General features: G+C 66.2%; 25 protein-coding genes. 12 read left to right on the forward strand and 13 right to left on the reverse strand.

The features are described from left to right. Positions 1-137: 137 nt before the first annotated feature. On the forward strand, positions 138-533 hold the full coding sequence (locus TL10_RS01825; RefSeq protein WP_043984288.1) for a DUF6153 family protein: 396 nt from the start codon (positions 138-140) through the stop codon (positions 531-533). 47 nt (positions 534-580) lie between these two features. Next, complete coding sequence (locus TL10_RS01835; protein WP_338048602.1) at positions 581-1213, forward strand: DUF305 domain-containing protein; 633 nt, start codon at positions 581-583, stop codon at positions 1211-1213. 174 nt (positions 1214-1387) lie between these two features. On the opposite strand, the gene TL10_RS01840 is transcribed toward TL10_RS01835, so the two are convergent. After that, a complete protein-coding gene (locus TL10_RS01840; RefSeq protein WP_043984291.1) occupies positions 1388-3751 on the reverse strand; it encodes a lysylphosphatidylglycerol synthase transmembrane domain-containing protein in 2364 nt (787 codons plus the stop codon). Positions 3752-3799: 48 nt separating this feature from the next. Continuing rightward, positions 3800-5581, reverse strand: a complete 1782-nt coding sequence (locus tag TL10_RS01845) for a penicillin-binding transpeptidase domain-containing protein (RefSeq protein WP_043984292.1) — start codon at positions 5579-5581, stop codon at positions 3800-3802. Between the two features lie 126 nt (positions 5582-5707). Here TL10_RS01845 and TL10_RS01850 point away from each other — a divergent pair, with 126 nt between their 5' ends. Continuing rightward, positions 5708-6445, forward strand: a complete 738-nt coding sequence (locus tag TL10_RS01850; RefSeq protein WP_043984293.1) for an SDR family NAD(P)-dependent oxidoreductase — start codon at positions 5708-5710, stop codon at positions 6443-6445. Between the two features lie 159 nt (positions 6446-6604). Here TL10_RS01850 and TL10_RS31395 read toward each other — a convergent pair whose 3' ends face one another. The 3 genes from TL10_RS31395 to TL10_RS31575 form a co-directional block, all read right to left on the reverse strand. Continuing rightward, on the reverse strand, positions 6605-6868 hold the full coding sequence (locus TL10_RS31395; RefSeq protein WP_192830160.1) for a hypothetical protein: 264 nt from the start codon (positions 6866-6868) through the stop codon (positions 6605-6607). 374 nt (positions 6869-7242) lie between these two features. Beyond that, the gene (locus TL10_RS01860; RefSeq protein WP_043984294.1) at positions 7243-8517 is read right to left on the reverse strand and encodes a hypothetical protein; all 1275 of its coding nucleotides are present in this window, start codon (positions 8515-8517) and stop codon (positions 7243-7245) included. Between the two features lie 295 nt (positions 8518-8812). Beyond that, entirely contained in the window at positions 8813-9211 is a 399-nt protein-coding gene (locus tag TL10_RS31575) for a hypothetical protein (RefSeq protein WP_234711352.1), read from the reverse strand. Between TL10_RS31575 and TL10_RS31580 the strand changes: the two genes are divergently transcribed. Continuing rightward, positions 9123-9551: an SDR family oxidoreductase gene (locus TL10_RS31580; protein ID WP_234711349.1), complete on the forward strand. Its 429-nt coding sequence runs from the start codon at positions 9123-9125 to the stop codon at positions 9549-9551. The two genes, TL10_RS31575 and TL10_RS31580, sit on opposite strands and share 89 nt — an antisense overlap. A 238-nt stretch (positions 9552-9789) precedes the next feature. On the opposite strand, the gene TL10_RS31585 is transcribed toward TL10_RS31580, so the two are convergent. Beyond that, positions 9790-10068 (reverse strand): hypothetical protein, encoded by a 279-nt coding sequence (locus TL10_RS31585; protein WP_043984297.1) that lies wholly within the window; start codon positions 10066-10068, stop codon positions 9790-9792. On the opposite strand from TL10_RS31585, the gene TL10_RS01880 reads away from it, so the two are divergent. Continuing rightward, positions 10067-10741: a hypothetical protein gene (locus tag TL10_RS01880; RefSeq protein ID WP_131630661.1), complete on the forward strand. Its 675-nt coding sequence runs from the start codon at positions 10067-10069 to the stop codon at positions 10739-10741. The two genes, TL10_RS31585 and TL10_RS01880, sit on opposite strands and share 2 nt — an antisense overlap. Before the next feature lie 22 nt (positions 10742-10763). On the opposite strand, the gene TL10_RS01885 is transcribed toward TL10_RS01880, so the two are convergent. Together TL10_RS01885 and TL10_RS01890 are read right to left on the reverse strand one after the other, a co-directional pair. Continuing rightward, positions 10764-11903: a sensor histidine kinase gene (locus tag TL10_RS01885; protein WP_043984299.1), complete on the reverse strand. Its 1140-nt coding sequence runs from the start codon at positions 11901-11903 to the stop codon at positions 10764-10766. Continuing rightward, positions 11903-12637 (reverse strand): response regulator transcription factor, encoded by a 735-nt coding sequence (locus TL10_RS01890; protein WP_043984300.1) that lies wholly within the window; start codon positions 12635-12637, stop codon positions 11903-11905. The genes TL10_RS01885 and TL10_RS01890 overlap by 1 nt, the downstream gene beginning before the upstream one ends. 137 nt (positions 12638-12774) lie before the next feature. Here TL10_RS01890 and TL10_RS01895 point away from each other — a divergent pair, with 137 nt between their 5' ends. Genes TL10_RS01895 through TL10_RS01905 form a run of 3 tightly spaced genes read left to right on the forward strand, consistent with a single transcriptional unit; the run spans position 12775 to position 15501 of the window. Then, positions 12775-13074, forward strand: coding sequence for a hypothetical protein (locus TL10_RS01895; protein WP_043984365.1), 300 nt, complete (start codon positions 12775-12777; stop codon positions 13072-13074). Positions 13075-13124: 50 nt separating this feature from the next. After that, positions 13125-14360: a CaiB/BaiF CoA transferase family protein gene (locus TL10_RS01900; RefSeq protein ID WP_082067803.1), complete on the forward strand. Its 1236-nt coding sequence runs from the start codon at positions 13125-13127 to the stop codon at positions 14358-14360. Continuing rightward, positions 14353-15501, forward strand: coding sequence for a thiolase family protein (locus TL10_RS01905; RefSeq protein WP_043984301.1), 1149 nt, complete (start codon positions 14353-14355; stop codon positions 15499-15501). Before TL10_RS01900 ends, TL10_RS01905 begins: the two co-directional genes overlap by 8 nt. Here the strand turns inward: TL10_RS01905 and dmpG are convergent. From dmpG to TL10_RS01920, 3 genes are read right to left on the reverse strand one after another with little or no spacing between them, the layout of a single operon-like run. Next, positions 15498-16505: a 4-hydroxy-2-oxovalerate aldolase gene (gene dmpG / locus TL10_RS01910; protein ID WP_043984302.1), complete on the reverse strand. Its 1008-nt coding sequence runs from the start codon at positions 16503-16505 to the stop codon at positions 15498-15500. The genes TL10_RS01905 and dmpG overlap by 4 nt on opposite strands. A gap of 8 nt (positions 16506-16513) precedes the next feature. Then, the gene (locus TL10_RS01915) at positions 16514-16957 is read right to left on the reverse strand and encodes a hypothetical protein (RefSeq protein ID WP_052506269.1); all 444 of its coding nucleotides are present in this window, start codon (positions 16955-16957) and stop codon (positions 16514-16516) included. Beyond that, positions 16954-17580, reverse strand: coding sequence for a TetR/AcrR family transcriptional regulator (locus tag TL10_RS01920; protein WP_043984303.1), 627 nt, complete (start codon positions 17578-17580; stop codon positions 16954-16956). The genes TL10_RS01915 and TL10_RS01920 overlap by 4 nt, the downstream gene beginning before the upstream one ends. Positions 17581-17656: 76 nt before the next feature. Here TL10_RS01920 and TL10_RS01925 point away from each other — a divergent pair, with 76 nt between their 5' ends. Genes TL10_RS01925 through TL10_RS01940 form a run of 4 tightly spaced genes read left to right on the forward strand, consistent with a single transcriptional unit; the run spans position 17657 to position 22065 of the window. Next, positions 17657-19171, forward strand: coding sequence for a bifunctional 3-(3-hydroxy-phenyl)propionate/3-hydroxycinnamic acid hydroxylase (locus TL10_RS01925; RefSeq protein ID WP_043984304.1), 1515 nt, complete (start codon positions 17657-17659; stop codon positions 19169-19171). Continuing rightward, positions 19168-20037 carry an alpha/beta fold hydrolase gene (locus tag TL10_RS01930; protein ID WP_043984305.1) on the forward strand — a complete coding sequence of 290 codons (870 nt, stop codon included), beginning with the start codon at positions 19168-19170 and terminating at the stop codon, positions 20035-20037. Before TL10_RS01925 ends, TL10_RS01930 begins: the two co-directional genes overlap by 4 nt. Then, positions 20034-21017 (forward strand): VOC family protein, encoded by a 984-nt coding sequence (locus TL10_RS01935; protein WP_043984306.1) that lies wholly within the window; start codon positions 20034-20036, stop codon positions 21015-21017. Before TL10_RS01930 ends, TL10_RS01935 begins: the two co-directional genes overlap by 4 nt. Before the next feature lie 19 nt (positions 21018-21036). Next, positions 21037-22065 (forward strand): amidohydrolase family protein, encoded by a 1029-nt coding sequence (locus TL10_RS01940; RefSeq protein WP_043984368.1) that lies wholly within the window; start codon positions 21037-21039, stop codon positions 22063-22065. A gap of 15 nt (positions 22066-22080) precedes the next feature. On the opposite strand, the gene TL10_RS01945 is transcribed toward TL10_RS01940, so the two are convergent. Together TL10_RS01945 and TL10_RS01950 are read right to left on the reverse strand one after the other, a co-directional pair. Then, entirely contained in the window at positions 22081-23382 is a 1302-nt protein-coding gene (locus tag TL10_RS01945; RefSeq protein ID WP_043984307.1) for an acyl-CoA dehydrogenase family protein, read from the reverse strand. A gap of 90 nt (positions 23383-23472) precedes the next feature. Beyond that, positions 23473-24090 carry a hypothetical protein gene (locus TL10_RS01950; protein WP_043984308.1) on the reverse strand — a complete coding sequence of 206 codons (618 nt, stop codon included), beginning with the start codon at positions 24088-24090 and terminating at the stop codon, positions 23473-23475. Between the last annotated feature and the right edge of the window lie 123 nt (positions 24091-24213).

Below are 24213 nucleotides of genomic sequence, written 5' to 3' on the forward strand. Positions count from 1 at the left end.
AACGCGATGTGATGCGGCCCACCGACGATTTGGCGTGGGACGCGGTCCCGCGCATATCGGCCGCGAAATTATTCCCGGAGATATACCCCCCTCGGGTACTATGATTTGAGAAACCGATACCCGAACCGGAGGCCGACGTGACGCATCGCAGCACGCGCGTCCATGTCGGCTGGCGGGTTGTCGGGCTGCTGGTCTTGATCGCGGGCATCATCGGCATGCATTCGCTGATCGTCGCGCCCGCTCACAGTCCGTCGCATCATTCGCAGGTGGCTGTTCATCAGCACGCGAGTGCCTCGGCTGCGCAAACGTCCTTGTCGGATGCCTGCGACTGCAACGGACACAACGGCTTTCACGCCTGCGTCTTCGTCATGACCGAACTGCTGACCATCCTGGGTCTGGCTTTGCTGTACTGGCTCGGCGTCGCACCTGCGCAGAACGTGCAGGCGCGGATTCGACAGGCGTTGCGGCGCAGGCAAAGAGCCCCGCCGTGGACGGTGCTCACCCTCGCGGAACTATCCCTGCTCCGAATCTGATGGGCCGCGCCCCGCGTCAACCCATCCAATTCTCAAGGAGTTCAACCATGTTCAAAATCGCATCAATCGCTATCGCCGGAACCGCTGCTGCCATCGCACTCGCGGCGTGTAGCCCGCCGAGCGAGCACGCCTCGACCCTGCCCGCAACCAGCTCGTCCATGCCGATGTCGGGCCACAACATGCCGGGTATGCCGGGTATGTCGGGCGGCAGCACCGCGCCGGCTGCCAACTTCAACGACGCCGACGTCATGTTCCTGCAGATGATGTACCCGCACCACGCCCAGGCCGTCGAGATGGCCAAGCTGGTCCCGACCCGCTCGCAGAACCAGCAGGTCAAGGATCTCGCCACGGCCATCGAGAACGCTCAGGCCCCCGAGATGCAGCAGATGACGACGTTGCTGGCGGGCTTCGGCAAGCCCGCGCCGTCGGCCACCATGAGCCACTCGATGCCGGGCCTCATGACCCCGCAGCAGATGACCGAGCTGACGGGCCTGTCCGGCGCGGCGTTCGACAAGATGTGGCTGCAGATGATGGTCGAGCATCACCAGGGCGCCATCACCATGGCCAACGACGAGCTGAAGAACGGCACCAACGCGGACGCCAAGAAGATGGCCGAAGCGATCATCGCCGCGCAGCAGGGTGAGATCGCCACGATGAACGGCATGCTCGCCAAGATGTAGGGAATGCCGAGACGCGGCAGTCACAGCTGTGACTGCCGCACCGGTGTCTCTTGGCAACTTTCGTTGGGAAGCGTCAACTTTCCCTGACGCGTCAGGGAAAGTTGACGCTTCCAGATCGTATGTCTCACAAGGCAGGACGACACGCCCGACGACGACACGCCGGCGGCAGGCGTCCTAGATCATGTCTTTCTCGGTCAGCCAGCGCATGACGGGCCAGCCGATGAACACCGGCAGCCAGCACGTCAGCACCCGGTAGAGCAGCACCGACGGCACCGCGACGGCTGCGGGCAGGCCGAACGCGGCCAGGCCACCGATCAGTGCGGCCTCCACGGCGCCCACACCGCCGGGCGTCGGCGCCGCCGACGCGAGCGTCCCACCGATCATCGTCACGACGCAGACCGTCACGAACGACGTCGACCCGCCGAAGGCCTCGACGCTCGCCCACAGCGCCAGCGCCGCCCCCAGAGTGGTTGCGGCGCAACCCAACACGATCAGCCCGAGGCGCTTGGGCTGGCGGGCCAGCGCGACCAGGTCGGCCCACACCTCCGTCAGCCGCGGTCGCACCGACGTACCGAGCCAATGCCGCCAGCGCGGCACCAGCATGAACGTGCCCACCACACCGAGGGCGGCGCCGGCGAGCAGATAGAGGATCGTCGACGACGGGACGAAATGCGACAGGTCGGCCGACGCCCCCGCGGCCGCACTGAAGAAGATCAGCAGCGCCACGTGGGTGAGCACCTGCACCGACTGCTGTAGCGCCACCGCAGCCGTCGCGCGCAACGCGCCGAGCCCGGCCTTCGTCAGGAACCGGGTGCTGAGCGCCAGGCCGCCGACGCCGGCGGGCGTCGTCGTCGCGGCGAAGGTGTTGGCCACCTGCATGATGGTCAGGTTCTTGAAGCTCACCGCCTCCGACGCGCTGGCCCACAACGCCGCCGCCGCCCCGACATACGTCAGCGCCGAGACCGCCAGCCCGAGCAAGGCCCACCACCAGTTGGCCGACCGCAGCTCGGAGAAGAACGTCGGCACCGTGCTGATGAACGGGTAGGCCACGTAGACCAGGGCGATCATCAACACCAGCTGGATGACCTGGTTGCGGGTGAAGCGGGTGATGGTCTCGGTCTGGATGCGGTCGGCGCCGGTCTGGTGCTTCACCTCGTCGCGCGCCGCGGTGATCACGGCGCGCGAATCGGGCAGCGACTCGCGTAGCCGCAGCGGCATCGCCGATTTCGTCAGCCGGCGCGACGCGGTCAGCACGGTGTCCTCGCCGAACTGCTCGATGGCCGCCGTCACCGCGGGCTCGGCGCCGTACATGGCGGTCGTCGTCACCAGCAGTTGCGCCATGTCAGATTGCAGCTGCACATCCGAGGCCCCGTACTCGGCGTTGCCCAACCCACCGAACACCACCGTGCGGCCGTCGACGGTGATCTCGGAGGCGCGTAGATCGCCGTGCGAGATCTGGTGGTGGTGCAGCGCGTTGAGCGCCTGCCATACGTCGGCGACCGGCGTCTCGTTGGTCAGTGGCACCCCGCACGCCGGGGTGTGCGCGAACATCGTCCAGCCGCGGTCGAGTGCCGCGAGCGCCACGGTCCGGGTGTTCGCCAGCTCGAGGTCGCCGACCGCGATGGTCATGAGCGCGCGGTGCTCGACGGCGCGGCGCATCGAGGTCTGCAGGGGAGCGGTCTCGTCGTTGCGCAGCGTGATCTTGCGCCAGAGCTGGCTCATGGCACCGCCCACGCGTTGGTTCGGCCCGTACAGCTCGACGACGGCGCGGGTGCCGTCGGCCGAATCGGCGCTGAGGACCAGCGGCCCCGTCCCGGCCGGCCGGATGACCGTCAGCGCCGACACCTCGAACTGGCGGCGGGCCAGCGCCTGCACCCCACCGGCCAACGGAACTTCCAGTGCCGGGGTGCCGCTGACCAGAACCACCAGCGCGCCGACGAACCACCCGACGGCCAGGCCGAGCAGCGACCGGGCCGGCACGATGGCGCTGACCACCAGGTGGATCGGCACGAACGCCAGCAGCAGCGTCCACCACCAGCGGCGCAGCCGGGCCGGCTGCCAGGGACCCGACACCGTCAGCACCGCGGCCAGCAGTGCGATCCAGCGCGGGTCGTCGAGGAACTGGGAGAAGACGGTGTTGAGGCGGTCGGAGAGGTCGAAGTGCCAGTTCGGCGCGGCGATGCCGTTGGAGTTGATGGACAGCGACAGCACCGCGATCAGCCCGGCGGCGGCATACGGACCCAGCAGCTTCCACTGCTTCGTCACCAGCAGGCTCAGCAGGATGACGAACGGTAGCGCCAGGATCGCGATGGCGTAGGCGATGTAGACCAGGTTCGACTGGGTCGGTGTGAGGACGCCGACGATCCGCGACACCGACCGTTCCAGCCGGACCCAGTCGTTGCGGGTGATCAGCGAGCTGGTGACCACGGTGACGAGGAAGGCCGACGCCGCCACCAATCGGAGGATGTCGTTGGTCCGCCGGGTGATCGGTTGCAGCAGGCTGCCCGAGACCGCGACCTCGCGTCCGTCAACCCGCATCAGCCCAGAATCCCAAGTACCGGGTCAATTGGTGAAATTGGCACGCCGTTATCCGGCCAGCGCGGCACGCAGAAAGTCCCCGCTGACGGCCACCGCGGGCGCTGACGAATCGCCGCCGACCACCAGCGTCGCGAACGCGAGGTCCCCGTCGATCCCCGCGAACCAGCCGTGCGAGTGGGTGTTGTCGCCGAATTCGGCGGTTCCGGTCTTGCCGCCGAGGCCGTCGATGTCCTTGAGTGCGGTCGCGGTGCCCTCGGTGACGGTCAGCCGCATCATGGCGCGCAGGGCGTCGGCGGTCGGCTTGTCGACCGGCGCCGACGGAGTGCTGGCCGTGGTCTGCTCGCCGGGCAGCAGCGTGGGGGTGATGGTCGAGCCGTGCGCCAGGCTGGCCTCAGCGACCGCCAACCCGAACGGGCTGACGGTGACGGTGCCCTGGCCGATGCCGTTCTCGACGCGCTGAGCCGGGGTATCGGCATTGGGCACCTTGCCGGTCACCGTGGTGATGCCGGGCACGACGAAGTCGACGCCGATGCCGAGGGTCTTGGCGGTGTTGGGCAGCGCGTCGGCAGGGAGTTTGTCGGCGAGCGCGCCCATGGTGGTGTTGCACGAGTGCGCGAACGCCTGCGCCAGCGGGACGGTGCCGAGGTCGAACTTGTCCTCGTTGGGGATGGTCCGGTTCTCGATGGTCACGGTGCCCGGGCAGGGTTCGGGGGTGTCGGCGGTCGCGAGCCCTTTCTCCAGGGCAGCCGCGGTGGTGACGGTCTTGAACGTCGACCCCGGCGGGTACAGGCCGGTGAAGGCGATGGGTCCCTGCGCGTTGGCGGCGTCGTTCTGGGCCGCCGCGAGGATCGCGCCGGTGCTGGGTGCGATGGCGACGAGGACCGTCGGGCGGGGGTCGGTGGCCACGGCATGCTGCGCGAGGAGCTGCAGCCGCGGGTCCAGGGTGGTGCGGACGGGTTTGGTGTCGGCGGGGCCGTTGTTCGCGAGTTCGTCGGTGGGCTGGCCCTGATCGTCGACCAGGTCGACCGACCAGCCGGCGGTCGCGTCGATGGTTTTCTGCCAGACCTCGGGCAGTCCGCTGATGGCGGGCGAGTGCAGGTTCGGGTCGGCGGTCAGCAGCGCGCCCTGCTTGGTGACGGTGACGCCGGGGATCTGAGTGAGCTCGTCGGCGACCTGGGCGAGGTCGGCCTCGCGGAGCTTGACGACGGTGACGCGGTCGTCCTGATTCCCGTTGAACTCGCCTGCGATCGACTCGGCGGTGATGGTGCCGTCGAACCGGGCAACCACCGGAGCCAGTGCCGCGGCGGAGTCGAGGTGGTCGCGGCTGAGGGTGATGACGCCGACGGTCTGCCAGTTCAGCAGCGGCTGGCCGTTGCGGTCGACGACGGGCGTCAGCAGCGCTTTGTCTTCGCTGAACTGGAATGTGCCGCCCTGCCGGAGTTTGGCGTGCAAAAGCGCCGGGGCCCAGCGGATTTTCCAGTCCTCGCCGACCTTCGTCGCGATTGCCGTTGTGTCGTAACGGAATTCGCGACCAGGTCCGAACGACCAGGTGTAGGCGAGTTTGGCGGTCGACTTGTTGTCGCCCTCGCCGGCAGTGGCCTTGACGTCGAGCGTGGCGTTTTTGCCCATGCCATCGAACATCGACTTGATGGTGGGTTCCGATGCGGCGGCGTCGGTGGTGTCCTTGGCTGCGGCGCTGGAGTCCTTGCGGTGCAACGCATCAGCAAACGCGTTGAAGGCGTCCTCGGGCTCGGGGCTGTCGAACATCGAGCATCCGGTGGTGCCGAGGAACAGCGTGCAGGTCAGTAGCAGCGCAATACGTTTCGTCATGACCCTTCGAGCCAACCATGAGTGGCTATGAATTCCGGCGTTGAAACGCTGGGGTGGGCCGGTATCGCGTAGTGTCCGAGCCGATCGGTATTCCGCTACGGAGCGGAGCGTATTGAAAGGTCTGGCATGAGTGGTGTGGTGGTTACCGGCGGCGCATCGGGTATCGGCCTGGCGTCGGCCAAGGCGCTGATCGCCGACGGTCGCGCGGTGTCGCTGTTCGACATTTCACCGCAGGTGGTGGCGGTGGCTGAATCTCTTGGGGCACACGGCGTCGTCGTCGACGTGAGTGACACCGACTCCATGGCCGCCGCTGTCGAGCAGGCCGCTGCGGCGATGGACGGCATCGACGGCCTGGTCCACGCCGCCGGCCGCGTATTGCCGGAACCGGTCGGGATGTTCACCGTGGAGTCCTGGGACGCCGTCGTCGACGTGAATCTGCGCGCGCAGGCACTGCTGTCCCAGCTGCTGCTGCCGCATTTCGAGAAGGCGCTGGCTGCCGGTGCTTCGCCGGCGATCGTGGGGATTTCGAGCATCGAGGGATTGGTCGGCAATCCGTTCATTCCGGCTTATTGCGCGTCAAAGGCCGGGCTGTTGGGGCTGACCCGGTCGATGGCAGGCCAGTTGGGGCCGTTGGGAATTCGCGTCAATGCCGTGTGCCCGGGCTTCATCGAAACCCCGATGCTGGCCGACGCGCTGGCGGTCCCTGAGGTCAAAACCGCGTTCGTGTCGGCGGCGCCGCTGGGCAGGCTGGGGCAGCCCGAGGAGATCGGGGCGGCCGTCGCATTCCTCATGTCACCCAAGGCGTCGTTCATCACGGGCACGCAGATCGTGGTCGACGGGGGAGTGACGTCGAGGCACGCCTAGCGGCGTTTGGCTGCGCCAGTGCGTCGTCCCACGCTTTCTTGACCGCTGACCGTTTTGCCACTGTTCCCTCGTGTTTGCGTCAGTTCAGTGTGTGGTGGTGGCTTGGGCCATGATCAGTGTCGAAAGCTGTTGTCCCGAAAGCTGCATCCCATGCGCTCTTCAGGCTCGGCCGGGGCCGATGTACTGGTGCCACCACTGGGCGTATGCCTGCGCTTGCTGCACGTCGGTGTTGAGCTTCTTGCGGGCGATCAAATTACTGCTGATCGCAATCCAATTCATCATCAAGATCGACAGGAGGCTCCACCAGCCGAAGGCCACGTTGTGGATCTGCGCGCTGCGCAAGGCCGCCTGGCATTGGGCGTACGTGCCGGTGGTCACGTAGCGCTGGTTGAACCAGAAGACCAACGCCCCGGTGTGCCGCATGGTGGTCACCTGGAAGATCGGGACCTGCTGCGGAGGTGGATACGCGTGTTGCGGCTGTGGCTGCTGCTGATAGTGGCTCGGCGATGAGGTATTGGTGCGGGGCGGTGTGGAGGGCGTCGCTGTTTCCGTGGCGTATTCACACCCGCATGGAGCTGACTGGGCCTGATCCGATGGTGTCGGTTGCAGCAATCCGGGCGTGTCGGCTCTACCTAAGGTGTGTGCGATCCGGAGCTGTCATCATGCGTTGACAGTGTCAGCACATGGTGACAGCTCCCAGCGCGAAGTGGTGGGGAGAGCGCGGCCAGTGTGATGGCTTCATCGGCGTCATTGCTGCCGCCGATGAAGCCACCCCTCGACACTGGTTTCTGACAGGGCTACTTGCCGCCGCCGTGCTCCCCACCACCACCGTGGGTTCCGGTGCTGCTGTGCCCATCGCCGGTTCCGCGACCGCTCGACCCCGCCTTGCCCGACGAGTGCTGCGATCCGTCACTGCCATGAGAGCCGTTGCCGCTCTTGCTCTCTCCGGGTCCGGTCTTGCCGGAGCCGGCATCGGTCTGACTGTTGCCGGTCTGCTCCGAGTCGGTGGACTTCCTGTGCTTGCCGCCCGGCTTCAGTGCGGTCTTGTCGGTGCCGGACTTATCGGAGCCCGTCTGGTCCGACTTCTTGTCCGAACCGGTCTTGTCCGACTTCGAGCCGGCAGCAGTGTTGGGTGCTGCCGCCGCCGCGGTGGGCTTGCTGACCTTGATCAGGTTGGTCTGCACCTTGGGCACACTCGTGGCCGCGAGAGGCGCCGCTGCCGCTGGGACGAGGCCACCGAGACTCGCGACGAATTGTCCTGCCTGCGAGACGATTCCGCTCACCGTGTTGGTGAGGGCAAACCGCAGGGCGTTCGGCAGGTTGGTGGTGAGCAGCCCGAGCAGCGCCTGTGGGGCGAGGGTGTAGGGCAGGCCCGCCACCAGTGGCACGACCACTGGCACCGCGACGGCCATCGGCAGGTTCACTGCGTACGCGACGTCGTTCGCCACCATCGATACTCCAGACGACACCACATTGCCCAGGCCGCCGACCACGTCTTGTGGTGCGGGAACCGAGGGACTGATGGAAGGCGTCACCGCAGCCGAATTGGTCTGCAACTTCGGTGTGTTCGCGGCTAGCGGGGACGCTGCCGCCGGCAGCAGGCCCGCGAGGCTGGACAGGAATTGCGCTGTGGTGCTGACGATTCCGTAGAGGCCGTTGTTGATGGAGTACTGAATGACGGGAAGTGCATAGTTGGTGAAAAAGTTCACGAGCAGGTCCGGGTGGAACAGCAGTGCCGGCCCATCTGTGAGCAGTGGCCAGCCCACTCCGACGCCAATATTCAAGGCCGTGTACAACAAGTAGGCCCCGTCGGTCCACGCCGTGCCCACGGCACCGGTCAGCACGCCGCCCAGGCTGCCAACCAGGTCCAGTGGTGTGGCAGCTGCGGGTGTGGCGGTCGGCGCCAATGCGACGTTGGTCGCCGCGTTCGGCGTCGGATTGCCGGGAAAGTGCAGCCGTAGCGCCAGCAGGTCCTTGATCAACGCGATCGGGTCCGAACTCGCTGTCAGCTTGACCCGCGTCGTGATCGCTGGCAGCTGAGCGGCCATGCTCTTGGTCTGCGGACTGGTCACGGCGAAGCTCGCGCTTACCGCCGTGGCACTAGCCACCAACAGCGTGGCGGCTTTCTGTACGTTAGCTGTGGATTTCTTGGCATGTGCAGCTGTCATATTCTGATCCCCGCCTCCGCTATCGGAAATGCTGGTGGCCACAACACTATTCGCAGGAAGCGCGCCAACACCGCCCCGCACACCATGGTCCCCAGCGATTGAACCCCATCTATAAAATACCAACCGTATGTTTGCTGGGTCAAGATGTAATTAGGCGAAGAAATTAGCTGATCAGGACTGGTGTCAGCAACGAGGTGAGTCAGCGGGCCTTCTTCGCAGCTTTCTTGGCGGGACTGCCAGGCGGCGGGGGCGGATTCTTCGGAGCGTCGGATCCCGGCAGATCGTCCTGCCCCAGATATTTGAGGTGCAGGGACCGCAGGAAGTTCTTGTCTTCATGGATCGGCATCAAGTCCATGGTGTCGTCGTAAACCTTTGTCGGCCAGGGGGAGTCCTTGGGTGCGCCGGATAGCTTCCATGCGGCGGACCAGAGGGCGCCAAGCGTCACCGCGCCCGTCGCGATGACTTCGATGGTCCGGTACCGCGGCGTAATGGGATGTCTCCGCGCGCCGATGCGGCAGGGCGACCTGGGCCGGTTGGGGCAGCCCGACGAGGTCGGGGCGGCCGTCGCGTTCCTCGTGTCGCCCAAGGCGTCACTCACCCGGACGCAGATCGTGGTTGACGGGGGAGTGACGTCCCGACAGGCTCAGTGGCCGTGCGGCAATCACCTGACCGCCGATTCAACTATTTGCCTGCAAATTGTGGCTCAAATGCTCCGTTGGCATCATTTATCGATTGCACATGAGATCAACGTACGCAGTCTTATATCGAATGAGATTGCCGACGTTCCCGGTTGGGCCTCGCTGTATCCAGGAGTGCTTGACGGCAGTGCCCTCCCGCACCGCGATGACCGTACATTGCTCGATGGGTGCGTTACCGACCTTGTTGAGTATCGGCCGAAGTCCTCGTGCTTCCAGATCACTGATCGTGGCCTGGGCTGATGCCTGCACCTCGGGAGCAGCCAGCGCCGGCGACGCCGAGCCCAAACTCAACACGATCGCTACGAACGCAACCATGACGCTCTTGGTGATACCGCCGCTCAACACTTCAATTTCCTTTCGAGCATTTGAAAACCGTTTATCTGCTTTTATCTCAAATTCAATTCTAGTCAGGATTGAACGTGCGTCGAGATACTCATACGCGACGCATAATGTTCGCCATGTCAATTTCATAATTGATTCATAGCCTTTTCAGGCATTGCCAGGTGCGGTTGGCCGTCGCGACTCGGGTCAGTGCGCTGGTGCGCCAATGAAGTGCGCGGAGGAATGCGACCGTCTCGAGTTCGCGGTTGGTGGACTCGTCGTCGCTCGTGCCGTACATGCGGTTCGCAGACAGCTTGACGATGACGGTGTTCTTGATCGGGTCGACGTAGACGAATTGGTTGTACACGCCGATTGCGCTGAACTCGCCGGAATCCCCGGCAGGCAGCCACCATTGCGCGTGTGAGAATCGGGGCATGGGGAGTACAGGGGGACGTAGCCCGATCGGCAGAGTGATCGGGACGCTGTTCGGGTTCGGGATGTTGGCACTGGCGGTGATGGTCTTTCTGGGCTCCAAGAGCGAGCCGGGGGCATCGATCAGATCAGGTGGCGTGGTAACGCCCACCGACAGCAGCTACGTCGTGTATCTCGAAAAATCGCAATCGAACATTCGTTGTACGGCAACGACATCTGATGGGAAGACGCAGTCGTTGGCGCCCTTCACCGGCGCGCATCCCGAGAAGAAATTCGGTGGCAAGCGGCGCCTTTTCTTCTCCAGGGGCAAGACCTACCGCGCGGTGGGAGAGCTGCCGCGCGACCGCGGTCCGGTGACCGTTCGATGCCCCGGCGTGAACAACATCCGGGTGAGTGCGCCGCACAACGGCTGGTCGTGGCCCATCGTCGTCTTCGTCGTGCTCGGGGTGGCGTGCCTCGTGGTGTTCGTCGTTGTGACGTTGCGTCGCCGGGGCCGGCAGAGCGGTGGTGGTCAGAGCGGCGGGCCAGGGCCGACGTATCCCATGCCACCGCAGCAGGGGTATCCCGGCTATCCACAACAGGGCTATCCGGGTTACCCGCCGCCGAGCTACCCGGGCTATCCGCCGGCCGGATACCCGAACCAGGGTTACCCGCCGAACCCCAACTATCCGGGCTAGTTGTCGTACAGAGGCGTCGGGATCAGGACTCGCGTGAACCCGCGAGCGACGTTGCGCGGCTGGGCAATTCCACGGTGAAGGTTGCGCCCGTGCCGACGCCGGCGCTGGTCGCGGTGATACGGCCATGGTGGGCGTCGACCAGGGCCTTGGCGATCGCCAGCCCGATGCCTGAGCCGCCATGCGCCCGGTCGCGCGCCGAGTCGGCCCGGTAGAACCGCTCGAACAGCCGCGGCAGATGTTCGGCGGCGATGCCGTCGCCGTCGTCGCAGACCTTGATCTGCACCGATCCGCCAACCGATGTTGCCGTCACCCGCACCGTGCCGCCGGCTTCCGTGTGCCGCAGCGCGTTGGTCAGCAGATTGGCCAGCACCTGGTCGAGCCGCTGCGGGTCGGCCCAGAGATCCGGCAAGCGCGGAGCGACATCCGACGTCAATGCAACGCCTTTGGCGCGATACGGCGCTGCGAACGCGTCGACGGCAGCAGCGATCACGGTCGCCGGTGCGACGGACTCGGTGTCGACGAGCGCCATGTCACGTTCGGCATCGGACAGTGCCCGCACGTCGGAGCTGAGTCGGGTGAGCCGTCGGGTCTGATCGCGCAGCACGCCGATGGTGGTCGCGTCGAGAGGATGGATGCCGTCTTCGATCGACTCGAGATAGGCGTCGATGACGGAGACAGGCGTGCGGAGCTCGTGTGCGAGATCGGCCAACAGCTGGCGACGGGTCGTCTCGACGGAGCCCAGCTGCTCGGCCATCGTGTTGAAAGCTTCTGCAATGGAATCGAATTCAGTGCCGAGGTGTGGTGGTGAGACCCGGATGTCGTAGTTCCCGTCGGCCACGGCGGTCGCCGCGGCGGCGAGCTCGGCGGTCGAGCGGTGCATCCGTCGGCTCAGATACCAGCTCAGCGCCAGCGCGGTGGTCGCGGCCACCGCCAGCGACATGCCCACCGAAACGGCGGTCGCCTGCCGGAACACGTGCTCGTAAGGGTGCGGGCCGGTGCGGCCGGGAACCAGCACGTCCTGCATCACCTGCCGGAACATCGGCGGGCCGATGATCAAGGCGACGGTGGTCGTGGTGGCGATCGCCGCGACAACCACCACCGCGTTGGTGACGAGCAGGCGGCTGCGGATTCCGTGCTTGCTGCGCGGATGGTTCTGGGCCATCAGCCTTCTCCCATTCGATAACCGACGCCGCGGACCGTGGTGACATACCGCGGCTCGACCGAGTTGTCGCCGAGCTTGCGCCGCAGATGCCCGACGTGGACGTCGACGACGTTGTCGTTGCCGAACCACGACTCGCCCCATACGGCTTCCAACAGTTGGTGCCGCGTCCACACTTGACGTGGACGTGACGACAGGGCCGCCAGCACATCGAACTCGGTGCGGGTCAGCATGATTGGCGCGCCACCGAGCAAGGTCTGGCGGCTGTCGGTGTCGATATGAAGATCCCCGAAGACGCGGGGCGGTGTTCCTGTCGCCGGGACCGGATCGGCCGCGCGCCGGGGTCGTCGCAGCATGGCGCGGATCCGGGCCACCACCTCGCGTGGACTGAAAGGTTTGGTGACGTAGTCGTCCGCGCCGACCGACAGTCCGACGATGGTGTCGATCTCGGTATCGCGGGCCGTCAGCATGACCACGTACGCGTCAGAGAACATGCGCAGCTGGCGGCACACCTCGATGCCGTCGAGGCCGGGCAGGCCGATGTCGAGGATCACCACGTCGGGGTCGAGTTCGCGGGCCGCGACCAGGGCTGACGGGCCGTCGGCGGCGATGCGCACCTCGAACTGTTCGCGCTTGAGATAGCTGGCCACGACGTCGGCCAGCGCCGTCTCGTCGTCGACGACCAGCGCGCGCAGGCTCGGCGTGGGTTCGGTGCCGTTCACCTGCTCATGGTGCACCCGCGTGGCGGCCTGGTCGACCGGTTGGCCTGGTCGGCGGCGGGTTCTTTAACGAATCTTCATCGTTCCTCCGGGGAACCCTTGTCGGCCGATTCGAGGCTGGAAGCCGTCAGAACCTCAACTTGAAGGGAACCGAGATGACCAGCAAGATCGCACTGATCTCCGCCGCCGCCGCAGCTCTGGCGGCCGCCGCCCTGACGGCTGCCGGCCCGGCGCAGGCCTCCAGCGTGTCGGGAAACAACGGCGCCGACGTCGTGTCCACACTGCGCAGCGAGGGCTACAACGTGCAGGTCGATGGCGCCCCGAGCGCACCGCTGTCGGCGTGCACGGTGACCGACGTGCACGGCCTGCCGAATGCGGCGGACCCGACCCAGCGCGCCGACACCCGCATGATCAACAACGTCTACGTCGATGTGACCTGCGCGTCGGACTCCTGAGTGGGCGGCCCGCAGCGCGCCGGCGGGCGGCGGCATGGTTATGTGAGGGTGTGACCGAAGCGTCGTCGCTGCCGCTGGCCGGGATCACCGTCGTCGCGATGGAGCAGGCGGTGTCCGCGCCGATGTGCACGCGCGTGCTGGCCGACTTCGGCGCCCGGGTGATCAAGGTCGAGAATCCCCAGGGCGGCGATTTCGCCCGCGACTACGACGACGTGGTGCTGGGCCAGGCCGCACATTTCGTCTGGGCCAACCGCGGCAAGCAGTCGGTCGCCCTGAACCTCAAGTCCGGCAGCGGCATTGCGGTGCTGCACCAGCTGTTGGACGGCGCTGACGCGTTCGTCTCCAACCTGGCGCCCGGCGCCACCGCGCGATTGGGTTTGTCGCCCGAGGAGCTGGGCAAGCGGCACCCGCAGGTGATCCCCGTCGAAATCGACGGCTACGGCCCGGGTGGTCCCCTTTCTCAGAAACGCGCGTACGACCTTCTGGTGCAAGCGGAGTCGGGATCGTGCGCCGCCACCGGCTTTCCGGAGATGCCCGCCAAACCCGGTCCGCCCGTCGCCGACATCAGCACGGGTCTCTACTCGGCGCTGTCGATCATGGCGCTGCTGTTGGGCCGGGCCCGTGGCGTGTCGGTCGGCCCGGCACCGTCCGTCGCCGTCAGCCTGTTCGACACGATGACCGACATCATGGGTTACCCGCTGACCTACACCCAGCATTCCGGCGTGAATCAACAGCCGCTCGGCATGGCGTCGCCGGCCGTTGCGCCATATGGCGCCTTCGGAACCCGGGACGGGCAGACCGTGGTGCTCGGCACCACCAACGACAGGGAATGGCAGCGGCTGGCCCGGGAGATCATCGACCGGCCCGACCTCGCCGAGGATCCCCGCTTCGCAAGCAACTCGGATCGCTGCGCGCACCGCGACGAGCTCCATTCAGCCATCGGATCCTGGTGCGCAGAGCGCGATCTCGAGGATATTCAGCGGATCGCCGACCAGGCCGGGATCGGCAACTCGCGGTACAACCGGCCCAGTGAAGTGATCGCGCATCCGCACCTGCAGGCCCGTGACCGGTGGCGTCAGGTCAGCACGCCCAACGGCCCCATCGAGGCCTTGTTGCCGCCACCGGTGATCAGCGGACTCGAACTGAGCATGGGTGCAATTCCGGGCCTCGGCGAGCACACAGATGTGATACTCGGCGAATTGGGTTACAGCGCTGAAGATATTGCCGGCCTACGAGCCGACGGTGCCATCGGAGATGTCTACAAAGCAGGGAGCGACCATGCGTGAAGTCGTCATTGTTGAGGCCGTGCGGACCGCCATCGGCAAGCGCAACGGGGGACTGGCCGGCCAGCATGCCGCCGACCTGTCCGCCGTGGTGCTCAATGAACTGATGGAACGATCCGGGGTGGCACCGGATCTGGTCGACGACGTCGTCTGGGGCTGCGTCTCGCAGGTCGGCGACCAGTCCAGCAATATCGCCCGCTGGTCGGTGCTGGCGGCTGGCTGGCCCGAGTCGATTCCGGGGACCACGGTCAACCGGGCCTGCGGATCATCCCAGCAGGCACTGGATTTCGCGGTACAGGCGGTGATGTCGGGGCAGCAGGACATCGTGGTGGCCGGTGGCGTCGAGGTGATGAGCCGGGTACCGCTCGGCGCGGCCCGCCAGACGGGGGAGCCGTACGGGCCGAAAGCGCTGGCCCGGTATGACGGTTTCAATTTCAATCAGGGCATCTCGGCCGAGATGATCGCGAAGAAATGGGGACTGTCGCGGGCGCGGCTGGACGAATACTCCGCACGGTCGCACGAACTCGCCGCGGCCGCACAGGATTCGGGTGCGTTCGTCACGCAGATCGTTCCGGTGTTCACCGACGACGGTGGTGTGGTGCACGAGGACGAGGGCATCCGACGGGGAACGACCGTCGAGAAACTGGGCGGTCTCAGGCCGGCGTTCCAGGACGACGGCGTGATCCACGCCGGCAACTCGTCGCAGATCTCCGACGGTGCGGCAGCACTTTTGGTGATGACACTGGAGAACGCGCTGCAGCTCGACCTCACCCCGCTGGTGCGGTATGTCGGCGGCGCGGTGACGGGCGCCGACCCGGTGCTGATGCTGACTGGTCCGATTCCGGCCACGCAGAAAGTGCTGCGCAAGACGGGCGTACGCATCGACGAGATCGGGGCGTTCGAGGTGAACGAGGCGTTCGCCCCGGTACCGCTGGCCTGGCTGGCGGAGACCGGCGCTTCGGAAGCAGCGCTGAATCCGCTGGGTGGCGCCATCGCGCTGGGCCATCCGCTCGGGGCGTCCGGTGCGGTGCTGATGACGCGCATGATCAACCACATGCGGGACAACGGGATTCGCTACGGTCTGCAGACCATGTGCGAGGGTGGCGGTACCGCCAACGCGACGCTGGTGGAGCTGGTCGCCTAGCCGGTTTCCGCGCGTGTGAGGTCCAGCGCGATGTCCACCAGCATGTCCTCCTGGCCACCGACGAGTCCGCGTCGCCCGGCTTCTTCCAGCAGCGTCCGGGCGTCGACATCGAAACGCGCAGAAGTGATCTCGGCGTGCCGCAGGAAGCTCGAGTACACACCCGCGTAGCCGAGCGTCAGGGTTTCCCGGTCGACGCGGACGGGGCGTTCCTGCAGCGGCCGGACCAGATCGTCGGCGGCGTCCTGCAGCGCATGCAGATCGCACCCGTGCTGCCAACCGAGCTTGGTGGCCGCGGCGATGAAAACTTCCAGCGGCGCGTTGCCGGCGCCGGCACCCATCCCGGCCAGTGACGCGTCGACGCGGGTCGCACCGTGTTCGACGGCGGCGATCGAGTTGGCGACACCCAACGACAGGTTGTGGTGGGCGTGGATGCCGATTTCTGTTGTGGGGTTGAGGGTTTGGCGTAGCGCGTCGACACGGTCGGCGACGTCCCGCATCGTCATGGCCCCACCGGAGTCGACGACGTAGACGCACGTCGCGCCGTAACTCTCCATCAACTTCGCCTGGCCAGCGAGCGCTGCCGGCGTGGTGAGGTGGCTCATCATCAGGAAGCCGACGGCGTCCATCCCCAGTTCGCGGGCGGCGGCGAGGTGGCGCGCGGACACGTCGGCCTCGGTGCAGTGGGTGCCGACGCGGACCACGGTCACGCCGGCGCGATGGGCGTCGCGCAGCTGCCGCACCGTGCCGATCCCGGGGAGGATCAGCGTGGCGATGCGCGCGCGGGACACCGCGGAGGCGACGGCAGAGATCCACTCCAGGTCGGTGTGCGCACCGAAGCCGTAGACGCAACTGGACCCGCCCAGCCCATCGCCGTGTGCGACCTCGATGGAGGTGACACCCGCGGCATCGAGCGCGGTGGCGATCGCGACGGCCTGGGCGATGCTGTACTGGTGGCGCACGGCGTGCATGCCGTCGCGCAGGGTGACGTCGCTGATGTAGATCATGTTGGGAGTCAGGCGCTTTCGGTGGCGACCTCGACGAGTGCAGTCACCTTGGTGCCCGCGAATGCGCCGATTTCTGGGATGTGTATCGGGCCGATGCGCTCGAACTGCACGGCCTGCTTGAGCCGGAAGCCGGGAACCTCTGCGCTGACCCGATCTACCGCGCTGTGTACGTCGCGTCCAATGGCATCGCGGTCAACATCGCCGTCGACCAGGCAATAGACGGTGTTCCGCACTGACGGGGCCGGGCTGAGCAGAGAGATGACCTTCGCCTGACCGGCGCCCGCGGTCTGCATTGCAGCACAGGTGGTTTCGATGAGATCGTCGATGCCGACGCGGATGTCCGGTCCGGCGGATCCCGTGGGGATCGACGACACGATCTCGGCATAGGTCACGCATCCCGATTTCGCGACGGCGGCGACGATGGGCACGGCGGCCCCGATGGTCGCGGTCATCGTGCGTTCTCGGCGAGCATCCGCAATGCCGTGTCGTACATGGCGTTGGCGTGCATCTCGAACAGCTCGAGCAGGTCGACCGAATCGCCGCCGAGTTCCTTGGCGATGAACAGGCCGTCGGCGCCGGCGATGGAGTAGTTCACCAACAGCCGGACTTGGGCGTCGGTGAGGCCGGGGGCCAGCTCGCCGAGTGCTTCCGTGAGTGACGCGGAGGCCTGCGTTCGCGCCTGAAGGAACTGTGCACGGGCTCGCGGTTCCACCGGCCGGCGCTCTAGTGCGAGCATCAGCCCAAGCCGCAGGAAATCGGGATGGTCGAGCAGGCCTTTCGCGAGCTGCGTGGCCAGGCCGATTACGCGTTCGCGCGGCTGGCCGTCGGAGGGGAGTTCCCAGACGCGCAGCCAGGTCTCGAAGCTGCGGTCGATGACTGCGGCCAGCAGGTCGTCCTTGTCTTTGAAGTGCCAGTAGATGGAGCTGGCGGGGAGCCCGCACTTCTTACTGACCAGAGCGATGCTCGTGCCCTCGTAGCCGCGTTCGGAGGCAATCTCGTTGGCGGCGTCCAGGATTCGCTCACGGGACTGCTCGCCGTCGGCTCGTTTCCGACGCGCCTTGGGTGCTTCGGTCATTTTCGCTCCCCACTCTTGACTCTGTAGCGATCACTACATTACCGTAGCGATCACTACAGAACAAGCGGAGGTCCGGATGAGCAGTGATGACACCTACGACGTCGCCGTCGTCGGGTATGGCCCGACTGGTGCCACCGCGGCCAACCTGCTGGGCCAGCTGGGGCTGAGAGTCTTGGTGATCGAGCGTGACCCGGACATCTACAGTCGGGCGCGGGCGATCTCCACCGACGAGGAAGTGCTGCGGGTCTGGCAGTCGGTCGGGCTGGCGGAGCGACTCCAGCGCGACATGCTGCCGGGCCGCCCCGTTGCCTTTGTCGATGCCGACGGCCGCCCGTTCATCGAAACGGTCATCTACGGCCGCGGGTGCGGCCATCCGTCGCAGCAGTTCCTCTACCAACCGGCGGTTGACTCGGTACTTCGCGAGGGCGTCGCGCGCTTCGCCAACGTCGAGGTCCTCCTGGAACACGAATGCCTGCGGGTGGCCAACCGGACCGACGACGTCGAACTGCTGCTCGCCGATCTGCACACCGACACGTTCAAGCGGGTGACCGCCCGCTATGTCATCGCCTCGGACGGTGGCTCGTCGGCGACGCGCGGGGTGCTCGGCATCGGGTACAGCGGACGCACCTACGGCGAGCGCTGGGTCGTCATCGACACCAAGGTCATCAAAGAATGGGATGCCCACGACCGCTTGCGGTTTCACTGCGATCCGGAACGGCCGACCGTCGACTGTCCGACCCCGCTGGGGCATCACCGGTGGGAGTACCCCGCCAGAGCGGGGGAGGACGAGAAGGATCTCGTCAGCGACGAAGCCGTCTGGAAGGTGTTGCGGGAACAGGGCATCACGCCCGACCATGTCGAAATCCTGCGTGCGGTCGTCTACAGCCATCACGTGCGAGTAGCGGACCGCTGGCGTGTCGGCCGAGTCTTCCTCGCCGGTGATGCCGCGCATGCGATGCCGCCGTGGATCGGCCAAGGGATGTCCGCTGGTGTGCGCGACGCCGCCAACCTGTGCTGGAAACTGGCCGCCGTATTGCGAAGCCAAGCGCCGGACACTCTGCTCGATTCGTATGAGGAAGAACGCAAATCGCACGTCACCGAGGTCACGCGGCGCGCGGTGCTGGTGGGCCGGATCATCACCGAGCGGCGGCCATGGCTGGCCACAATCCGCAATCACGTCGTGCGAGCGGTGACCAGGATTCCCGGCGCCAACGCCGTGGGGCAGAAGATCTGGTGGATTCCTGACGCTCGCTACGACGACGGCTTCTTCGCGAAGGCGCACCCCGCGGTGGGCTGGCAGGTCCCGCAACCTGCCGTGGACGGCGTGCTTCTCGACGATCTGCTCGACGGCGAGTGGACGCTGCTGCACACCGGCGCCGCGCCGCTCGGGGCCGCGGCCTGGGCTCGCGCAGGCGTATCGAGCCTACGGGTCACTGAACCGAGCCTCGTGCGGTGGTTGGGTGACCGCAAAGCTGACGCCGTTGTGCTGCGTCCCGACGGATTCATCTATGCCGCAACCTCATCCGGCCAGACGATGCCGGCCCCGCCGGCCGGGCTGAACCTCACCACTCTGACAGGAGCACACGCATGACCACTACTCGCACCGAACACGCCGTCACCGTGGGCGGCCGGAGAATCTATGTGGCCGAAGCGGGATCGGGTCCTGCGGTGGTGCTGCTGCACGGCGGCGGTCCGGGTGCCTCGGGCGTCACCAACTACTCCCGCAACATCGACGCGCTCGCCCAGCACTACCGCGTCCTCGTCCCTGACATGCCCGGCTACGGGCGCTCATCGAAGGGCATCGACAAGTCCGACCCCTTCGGCTCGCTGGCCGACGCGATGCGGGGGATGCTCGACGAATTGAGCATCAGCACAGCACATCTGATCGGCAACTCGTACGGCGGAGCCGCGGCGCTGCGGTTGGCGCTGGACACTCCGGGTCGCGTCGGCAAGCTGGTCTTGATGGGTCCCGGCGGCATCGGCACCACGCGCGGCCTGCCGACCGCCGGCCTGAACAGCCTGCTGGCGTACTACGGCGGCACCGGCCCCAGCCGAGAGAAGCTCGCTGAGTTCATCCGCAATTACCTGGTCTACGAGGGTGATTCGGTGCCGGACGAGCTGATCGACCTGCGGTACGCCGCGTCGATCGATCCCGAGGTGGTGGCTGATCCGCCGCTGAGCCGGCCGTCCGGACCGTTTGCCCTGCGAACGCTGTGGCGCATGGACCTGACCCGCGACTCGCGGCTGGCATCGCTGCAGACACCGACGCTGATCTTGTGGGGTCGCGACGACAAGGTGAACCGGCCCTCCGGCGGACCCATGCTGCAGAACATCATGCCCAACGCCGAACTGGTCATGACCAGCCGCACCGGACACTGGATGCAATGGGAACGCGCCGACCTGTTCAACCAACTGGTCGACGAATTCCTCTCGGATAACACGGTATTCCAGCCATGAGCGTGTTCGGTCATGTGTCGCTCGGTTACCTGGCGGTCGAGACGGAGCGGTTCGCCGACTGGCGGCGGTTCGGCCGCGACGCGGTCGGCCTGCACCTCGATGACCTCGACTCGGACGCCATCCGATTCCGGCTCGACGAACAACAATGCCGGTTCCTGCTGCGGCGCGGTCCGGCCGAGGACGTCACCGCGCTCGGCTGGCAGGTCGATGATCACGAGACCTTCGACGAGATTCTCGGGCGCGTGCACCGCTGCGGCGTTCCGGTCACTGTCGGGAGCGATGAGGAAGCAGCGCTGCGCGGCGTCGAGCGCCTGGTGCGGATACCCGGCCCGAACGGGCTGGCGCAGGAGCTGTACACGCGAGCGCACGTCGGCGACCACCTGTCCGTCGCCGGAAAAGGTTTCGTCACCGGCGAATTCGGACTGGGCCACGTCGCCGTCACCAGCACCAAGCCGCACCAGGTGCGCGGGTACTACAACACCTTGCTCGATGCGCGGCTCAGTGACTTCATCGATGAGACGATGAGCGGGGTGAAGGTCAAGATCCGGTTCCTCCGGGTGAATCGGCGCCACCATTCGGTGGCCATCGCCGCGACGAACCGGCTGTCGATCAACCCGATTCGGACCCGCGTGCAGCACCTCAACATTCAGGTCGCCGAGCTGGATGATCTGACGGACAGCTACCAACGCGTGCGAGCCCTGGGGTTCGACATGGCGCTGGGTATCGGCCAGCACACCAACGACCGCGAGCTGTCGTTCTATGCCGTCACGCCATCGGGTTTCGAATGGGAGGTCGGCTGGAACCCGCTGATCGTCGACGAATCGACCTGGAAGCCGACGACTCACCAGGGCATCAGCATCTGGGGCCACGAGATGCAGGCCAGCGTCGACAAGCTCGGGCAGTTCTCGACGGCAGTCAGGTCATTGCTGCACCGCGAAGACACCGTTCCCGCGCTGGCGGGCGCCGGCATTCTCGACTGATCCATTGAAGGAGAACACCGTGAGCCGTATTGATACCCACCACCACATGGTCCCGCCGGAATACCGAAAGGTGTTGGACCAGGCCGGTATCGCGGATGCCGGTGGGCGAGCGATGCCGGACTGGACCCCGGAGGCATCCTTGGCTGCGATGGCGAAACTCGGTGTCGCCACCGCCATCCTGTCGGTCTCCGCGCCAGGCACAACGATGTTCCCGGCCGTGGCTGACGCGGCGGCGCTGGCTCGAGACCTCAACGACTACAGCGCAGAACTGGTTACCGCCCAGCCGGATCGGTTCGGGTTCTTCGCCACGCTGCCGATGCCGCACCTGGATGCCTCCGTCGCTGAGTCGGTGCGTGCGCTCGACGAATTGGGTGTGGACGGGGTGTTCTTGCTCGCCAACAGCGTCGGGACCTATGTCGGTGCGACGGGCCAGGACGCGTTGTTCGCGGAGCTCGACGCGCGGTCGGCGGCGGTGTTCATCCACCCCGCCGAGCTGCCGGGCCCCACGGTCGACGGAGTGCTGCCCTTCGCCGCCGACTTCCTGCTGGACACCAGCCGGGCGGCGTACCTGCTGGTGCGCAACGGTATTCGACGCCGCTACCCGAACATCCGGTTCATCCTCAGCCATGCCGGCGGGTTCGTCCCGTATGCGTCCTATCGCATGGCGATGGGTATCGCCAGTGATGTCGGCGGCAGCCCGGCTGACCACCTCGACGACTTCGCTGGCTTCTACTTCGATACCGCACTGTCGTCCACGGCGGCCGCGCTGCCGTCGCTGCTGGCTTTCGCGAAGCCGGGCCACGTCACCTTCGGCTCGGATTTCCCATTCGCGCCTGTAGAGGTCAGTCAGCTGTTCGCGGCCGGGCTGGAGTCATACGGGGGATTGGACGATGCCGGGCGGCGCGCGATCGATCGCACGAATGCGCTGGCGCTTTTTCCGCGGCTGGGTGTCGCCCCGACGCCGGCGGCGCCGTCGCTCGTTGACCAGGCCCGGCATGCGGCGAGTAGGGCGGTGATGCGCGGCGTGGCGCGGCTGATGACGGGGTAGGGGCGAGAGCTCTGCCTAGAGGTTCCCTACCTCTAGTTCGAGATACTCGGCGTACTTGGCTTGTGCCGCTTCACGTTTGCCCGGCAGCCACTCGGTCGGCCACAGCTCGTCGGTGCCGGTGTAGTCGCGCAGCACCTGCTTGGCGACCGTGACCTTGTGCACCTCGGTCGGTCCGTCGGCCAGCCCCATCACCGCGGCGCCGGCAACCATGCCCAGGAACGGCACCTCATTGGTGACCCCGAGGGCACCGTGCACTTGCATTGCGCGCCAGGCGATGTCGTGCAGCACCGTCGGCATGACGACCTTGACCGCGGCGATGTCCTTGCGGACCTTCTTGTAGTCGTTGTACTTGTCGATCTTCCACGCGGTGTGCAGCACGAACAGTCGGAACTGCTGCAGCTGCGCCCAGGAGTCGGCGATGAAGCCCTGCACGGCCTGTTTGTCGGCCAGTAGGCTGCCCGCGGTGTGCCGCGACAGCGCCCGCTCGCACATCATGTCGAGCGCCTTCTGCGACAGCCCGATGGTGCGCATCGCGTGGTGGATGCGGCCGCCGCCGAGGCGCGTCTGCGCGATGACGAAGGCCTGGCCCTCACCGCCGAGCACGGCCGAATTCGGCACGCGCACATTGTCGTAATGAATCAGGGCGTGTGAGCCGTGGCCGTCGGATTCCCCGTAGATCGCTGAGTTGCGGATGATGTTGACGCCCGGGGTGTCAGTGGGGACGAGGAACATCGACATGCCCTGGTACGGGCTGACGTCGGGGTTGGTCACCACCATGACGATCAGGAACGTGGAGGTCGACGCGTTGGAGGAGAAGAACTTGTAGCCGTTGATCACCCAGTCGTCGCCGTCGCGCACGGCGGAGGTGGTGAACTGCGTCGGGTCGGCACCGCCCTGTGGCTCGGTCATCGAATAACACGAGAAGACCTCGCCGTTGAGCAACGGCCGCAGGTACTGCTCCTTCTGCTCCGGGGTGCCGTAGTGCGCGATGATCTCCGCGTTGCCGGTGTCCGGGGCCTGACAGCCGAAGATGATCGGCGCCCACTGGCTGCGCCCCAGAATCTCGTTGAGCAGCGCCAGTTTCAGTTGCCCGAAGCCCTGGCCGCCGAGTTCGGGGCCAAGGTGGGTGGCCCACAAGCCTTTTCGACGCACCTGTTCCTTGAGCGGGTCGACGACCCGGCGCCGGGTCTCGTCGAGCGCGGTGTACTGCAGGTGCGGCCAGATCAGGTCGAGCGGCTCGACTTCGTCGCGCACGAAGGCGTCGGCCCAGTCCAGGAGTTCCTGGAACTCCGGATCGGTTTCGAAATCCCAAGCCATACGGCCTCCTTCAGTTCAGCCCACCGCGTCAGAAACAACCCCGCCTCTGTTTGTAACGCACCCGAACGGGTTTGGGAACGCCCAGCAGAATCAGGCCGGTGCCAACGAGTAGGTGTTGCCGAGGTTGTCCTGGGTGACGTGGGCGTCGTCGATGGTGGTGTCGATACTCAGCGGGCTGGTCAGGCTCGACGTCCGATAGTTCCATCCGTCGGGCAGCTGCAGTCGGGCACCGAGCTCCGGCAGGTCCGACAGCGATAGCGTCGGGTCGACGGTCTGGCTCCAGGACTGCATGACCCAGCGCTGCCCCTGCGGATCGAGCAGTTCGAAGACCGGCCGCCCGGCGCCGAACACGAACACCGTGCGGCGGCTGACCTTGTTCAGGCTGTAGGGCGCCGGGTTCATCGACGACAGTTGCACCGTCGCCTGCTGCAGCATCTCGATGCCGCCGAACGTCTTCTTCTCGCCGACGTCCTCGCGGGTTTTCACGATCTCGCTCATCAGCCAGTACCGGGGGCCGTTGAGCAAAGCGGCGGCGACCCCGTTCTCACTTGCGAGGCCCTGCGGGTTGAGCGCCGACCAGGCGTCCTGTGGGCAGTCGTTGAGCGGGTAGGTGTTGAACACCGCGACCTGGGGCCCGGTGGGTGTCTGGGAGACCAGCAGAACTTCGCCGTAGCGCTTGCCGAACGTATCGGCCGGAGAATTGTCCATCCCGTCAACGCTACGGCCGAAATCGCGGCAAAAGACCCCGATTTGTCCCATTTCGTGGGAGGTAGAGGCGCATTTTGTGTATCCGCTATGGATAAAAGTTTGGTGAGCTAGGTATATTTCGCG

This window comes from Mycolicibacterium llatzerense (genome assembly GCF_000878195.1).
In the GTDB taxonomy this organism is placed as follows: Bacteria; Actinomycetota; Actinomycetes; order Mycobacteriales; family Mycobacteriaceae; genus Mycobacterium; species Mycobacterium llatzerense.

What these genes read in the sequence shown, in the direction of transcription:
- TL10_RS01935 (WP_043984306.1), top strand. Translation starts at nt 20,034, where the DNA reads ATGAGCGTGTTCGGTCATGTGTCGCTCGGTTACCTGGCGGTCGAGACG.
- dmpG (WP_043984302.1), bottom strand. Translation starts at nt 16,505, where the DNA reads ATGATCTACATCAGCGACGTCACCCTGCGCGACGGCATGCACGCCGTG.
- TL10_RS01920 (WP_043984303.1), bottom strand. Translation starts at nt 17,580, where the DNA reads ATGACCGAAGCACCCAAGGCGCGTCGGAAACGAGCCGACGGCGAGCAG.
- TL10_RS31395 (WP_192830160.1), bottom strand. Translation starts at nt 6,868, where the DNA reads ATGCGGCACACCGGGGCGTTGGTCTTCTGGTTCAACCAGCGCTACGTG.
- TL10_RS01905 (WP_043984301.1), top strand. Translation starts at nt 14,353, where the DNA reads ATGCGTGAAGTCGTCATTGTTGAGGCCGTGCGGACCGCCATCGGCAAG.
- TL10_RS01930 (WP_043984305.1), top strand. Translation starts at nt 19,168, where the DNA reads ATGACCACTACTCGCACCGAACACGCCGTCACCGTGGGCGGCCGGAGA.
- TL10_RS01835 (WP_338048602.1), top strand. Translation starts at nt 581, where the DNA reads ATGTTCAAAATCGCATCAATCGCTATCGCCGGAACCGCTGCTGCCATC.
- TL10_RS01885 (WP_043984299.1), bottom strand. Translation starts at nt 11,903, where the DNA reads ATGGCCCAGAACCATCCGCGCAGCAAGCACGGAATCCGCAGCCGCCTG.
- TL10_RS01915 (WP_052506269.1), bottom strand. Translation starts at nt 16,957, where the DNA reads ATGACCGCGACCATCGGGGCCGCCGTGCCCATCGTCGCCGCCGTCGCG.
- TL10_RS31580 (WP_234711349.1), top strand. Translation starts at nt 9,123, where the DNA reads ATGCGGCAGGGCGACCTGGGCCGGTTGGGGCAGCCCGACGAGGTCGGG.
- TL10_RS01925 (WP_043984304.1), top strand. Translation starts at nt 17,657, where the DNA reads ATGAGCAGTGATGACACCTACGACGTCGCCGTCGTCGGGTATGGCCCG.
- TL10_RS01845 (WP_043984292.1), bottom strand. Translation starts at nt 5,581, where the DNA reads ATGACGAAACGTATTGCGCTGCTACTGACCTGCACGCTGTTCCTCGGC.
- TL10_RS01950 (WP_043984308.1), bottom strand. Translation starts at nt 24,090, where the DNA reads ATGGACAATTCTCCGGCCGATACGTTCGGCAAGCGCTACGGCGAAGTT.
- TL10_RS01880 (WP_131630661.1), top strand. Translation starts at nt 10,067, where the DNA reads ATGGGGAGTACAGGGGGACGTAGCCCGATCGGCAGAGTGATCGGGACG.
- TL10_RS31585 (WP_043984297.1), bottom strand. Translation starts at nt 10,068, where the DNA reads ATGCCCCGATTCTCACACGCGCAATGGTGGCTGCCTGCCGGGGATTCC.
- TL10_RS01850 (WP_043984293.1), top strand. Translation starts at nt 5,708, where the DNA reads ATGAGTGGTGTGGTGGTTACCGGCGGCGCATCGGGTATCGGCCTGGCG.
- TL10_RS01895 (WP_043984365.1), top strand. Translation starts at nt 12,775, where the DNA reads ATGACCAGCAAGATCGCACTGATCTCCGCCGCCGCCGCAGCTCTGGCG.
- TL10_RS01840 (WP_043984291.1), bottom strand. Translation starts at nt 3,751, where the DNA reads ATGCGGGTTGACGGACGCGAGGTCGCGGTCTCGGGCAGCCTGCTGCAA.
- TL10_RS01945 (WP_043984307.1), bottom strand. Translation starts at nt 23,382, where the DNA reads ATGGCTTGGGATTTCGAAACCGATCCGGAGTTCCAGGAACTCCTGGAC.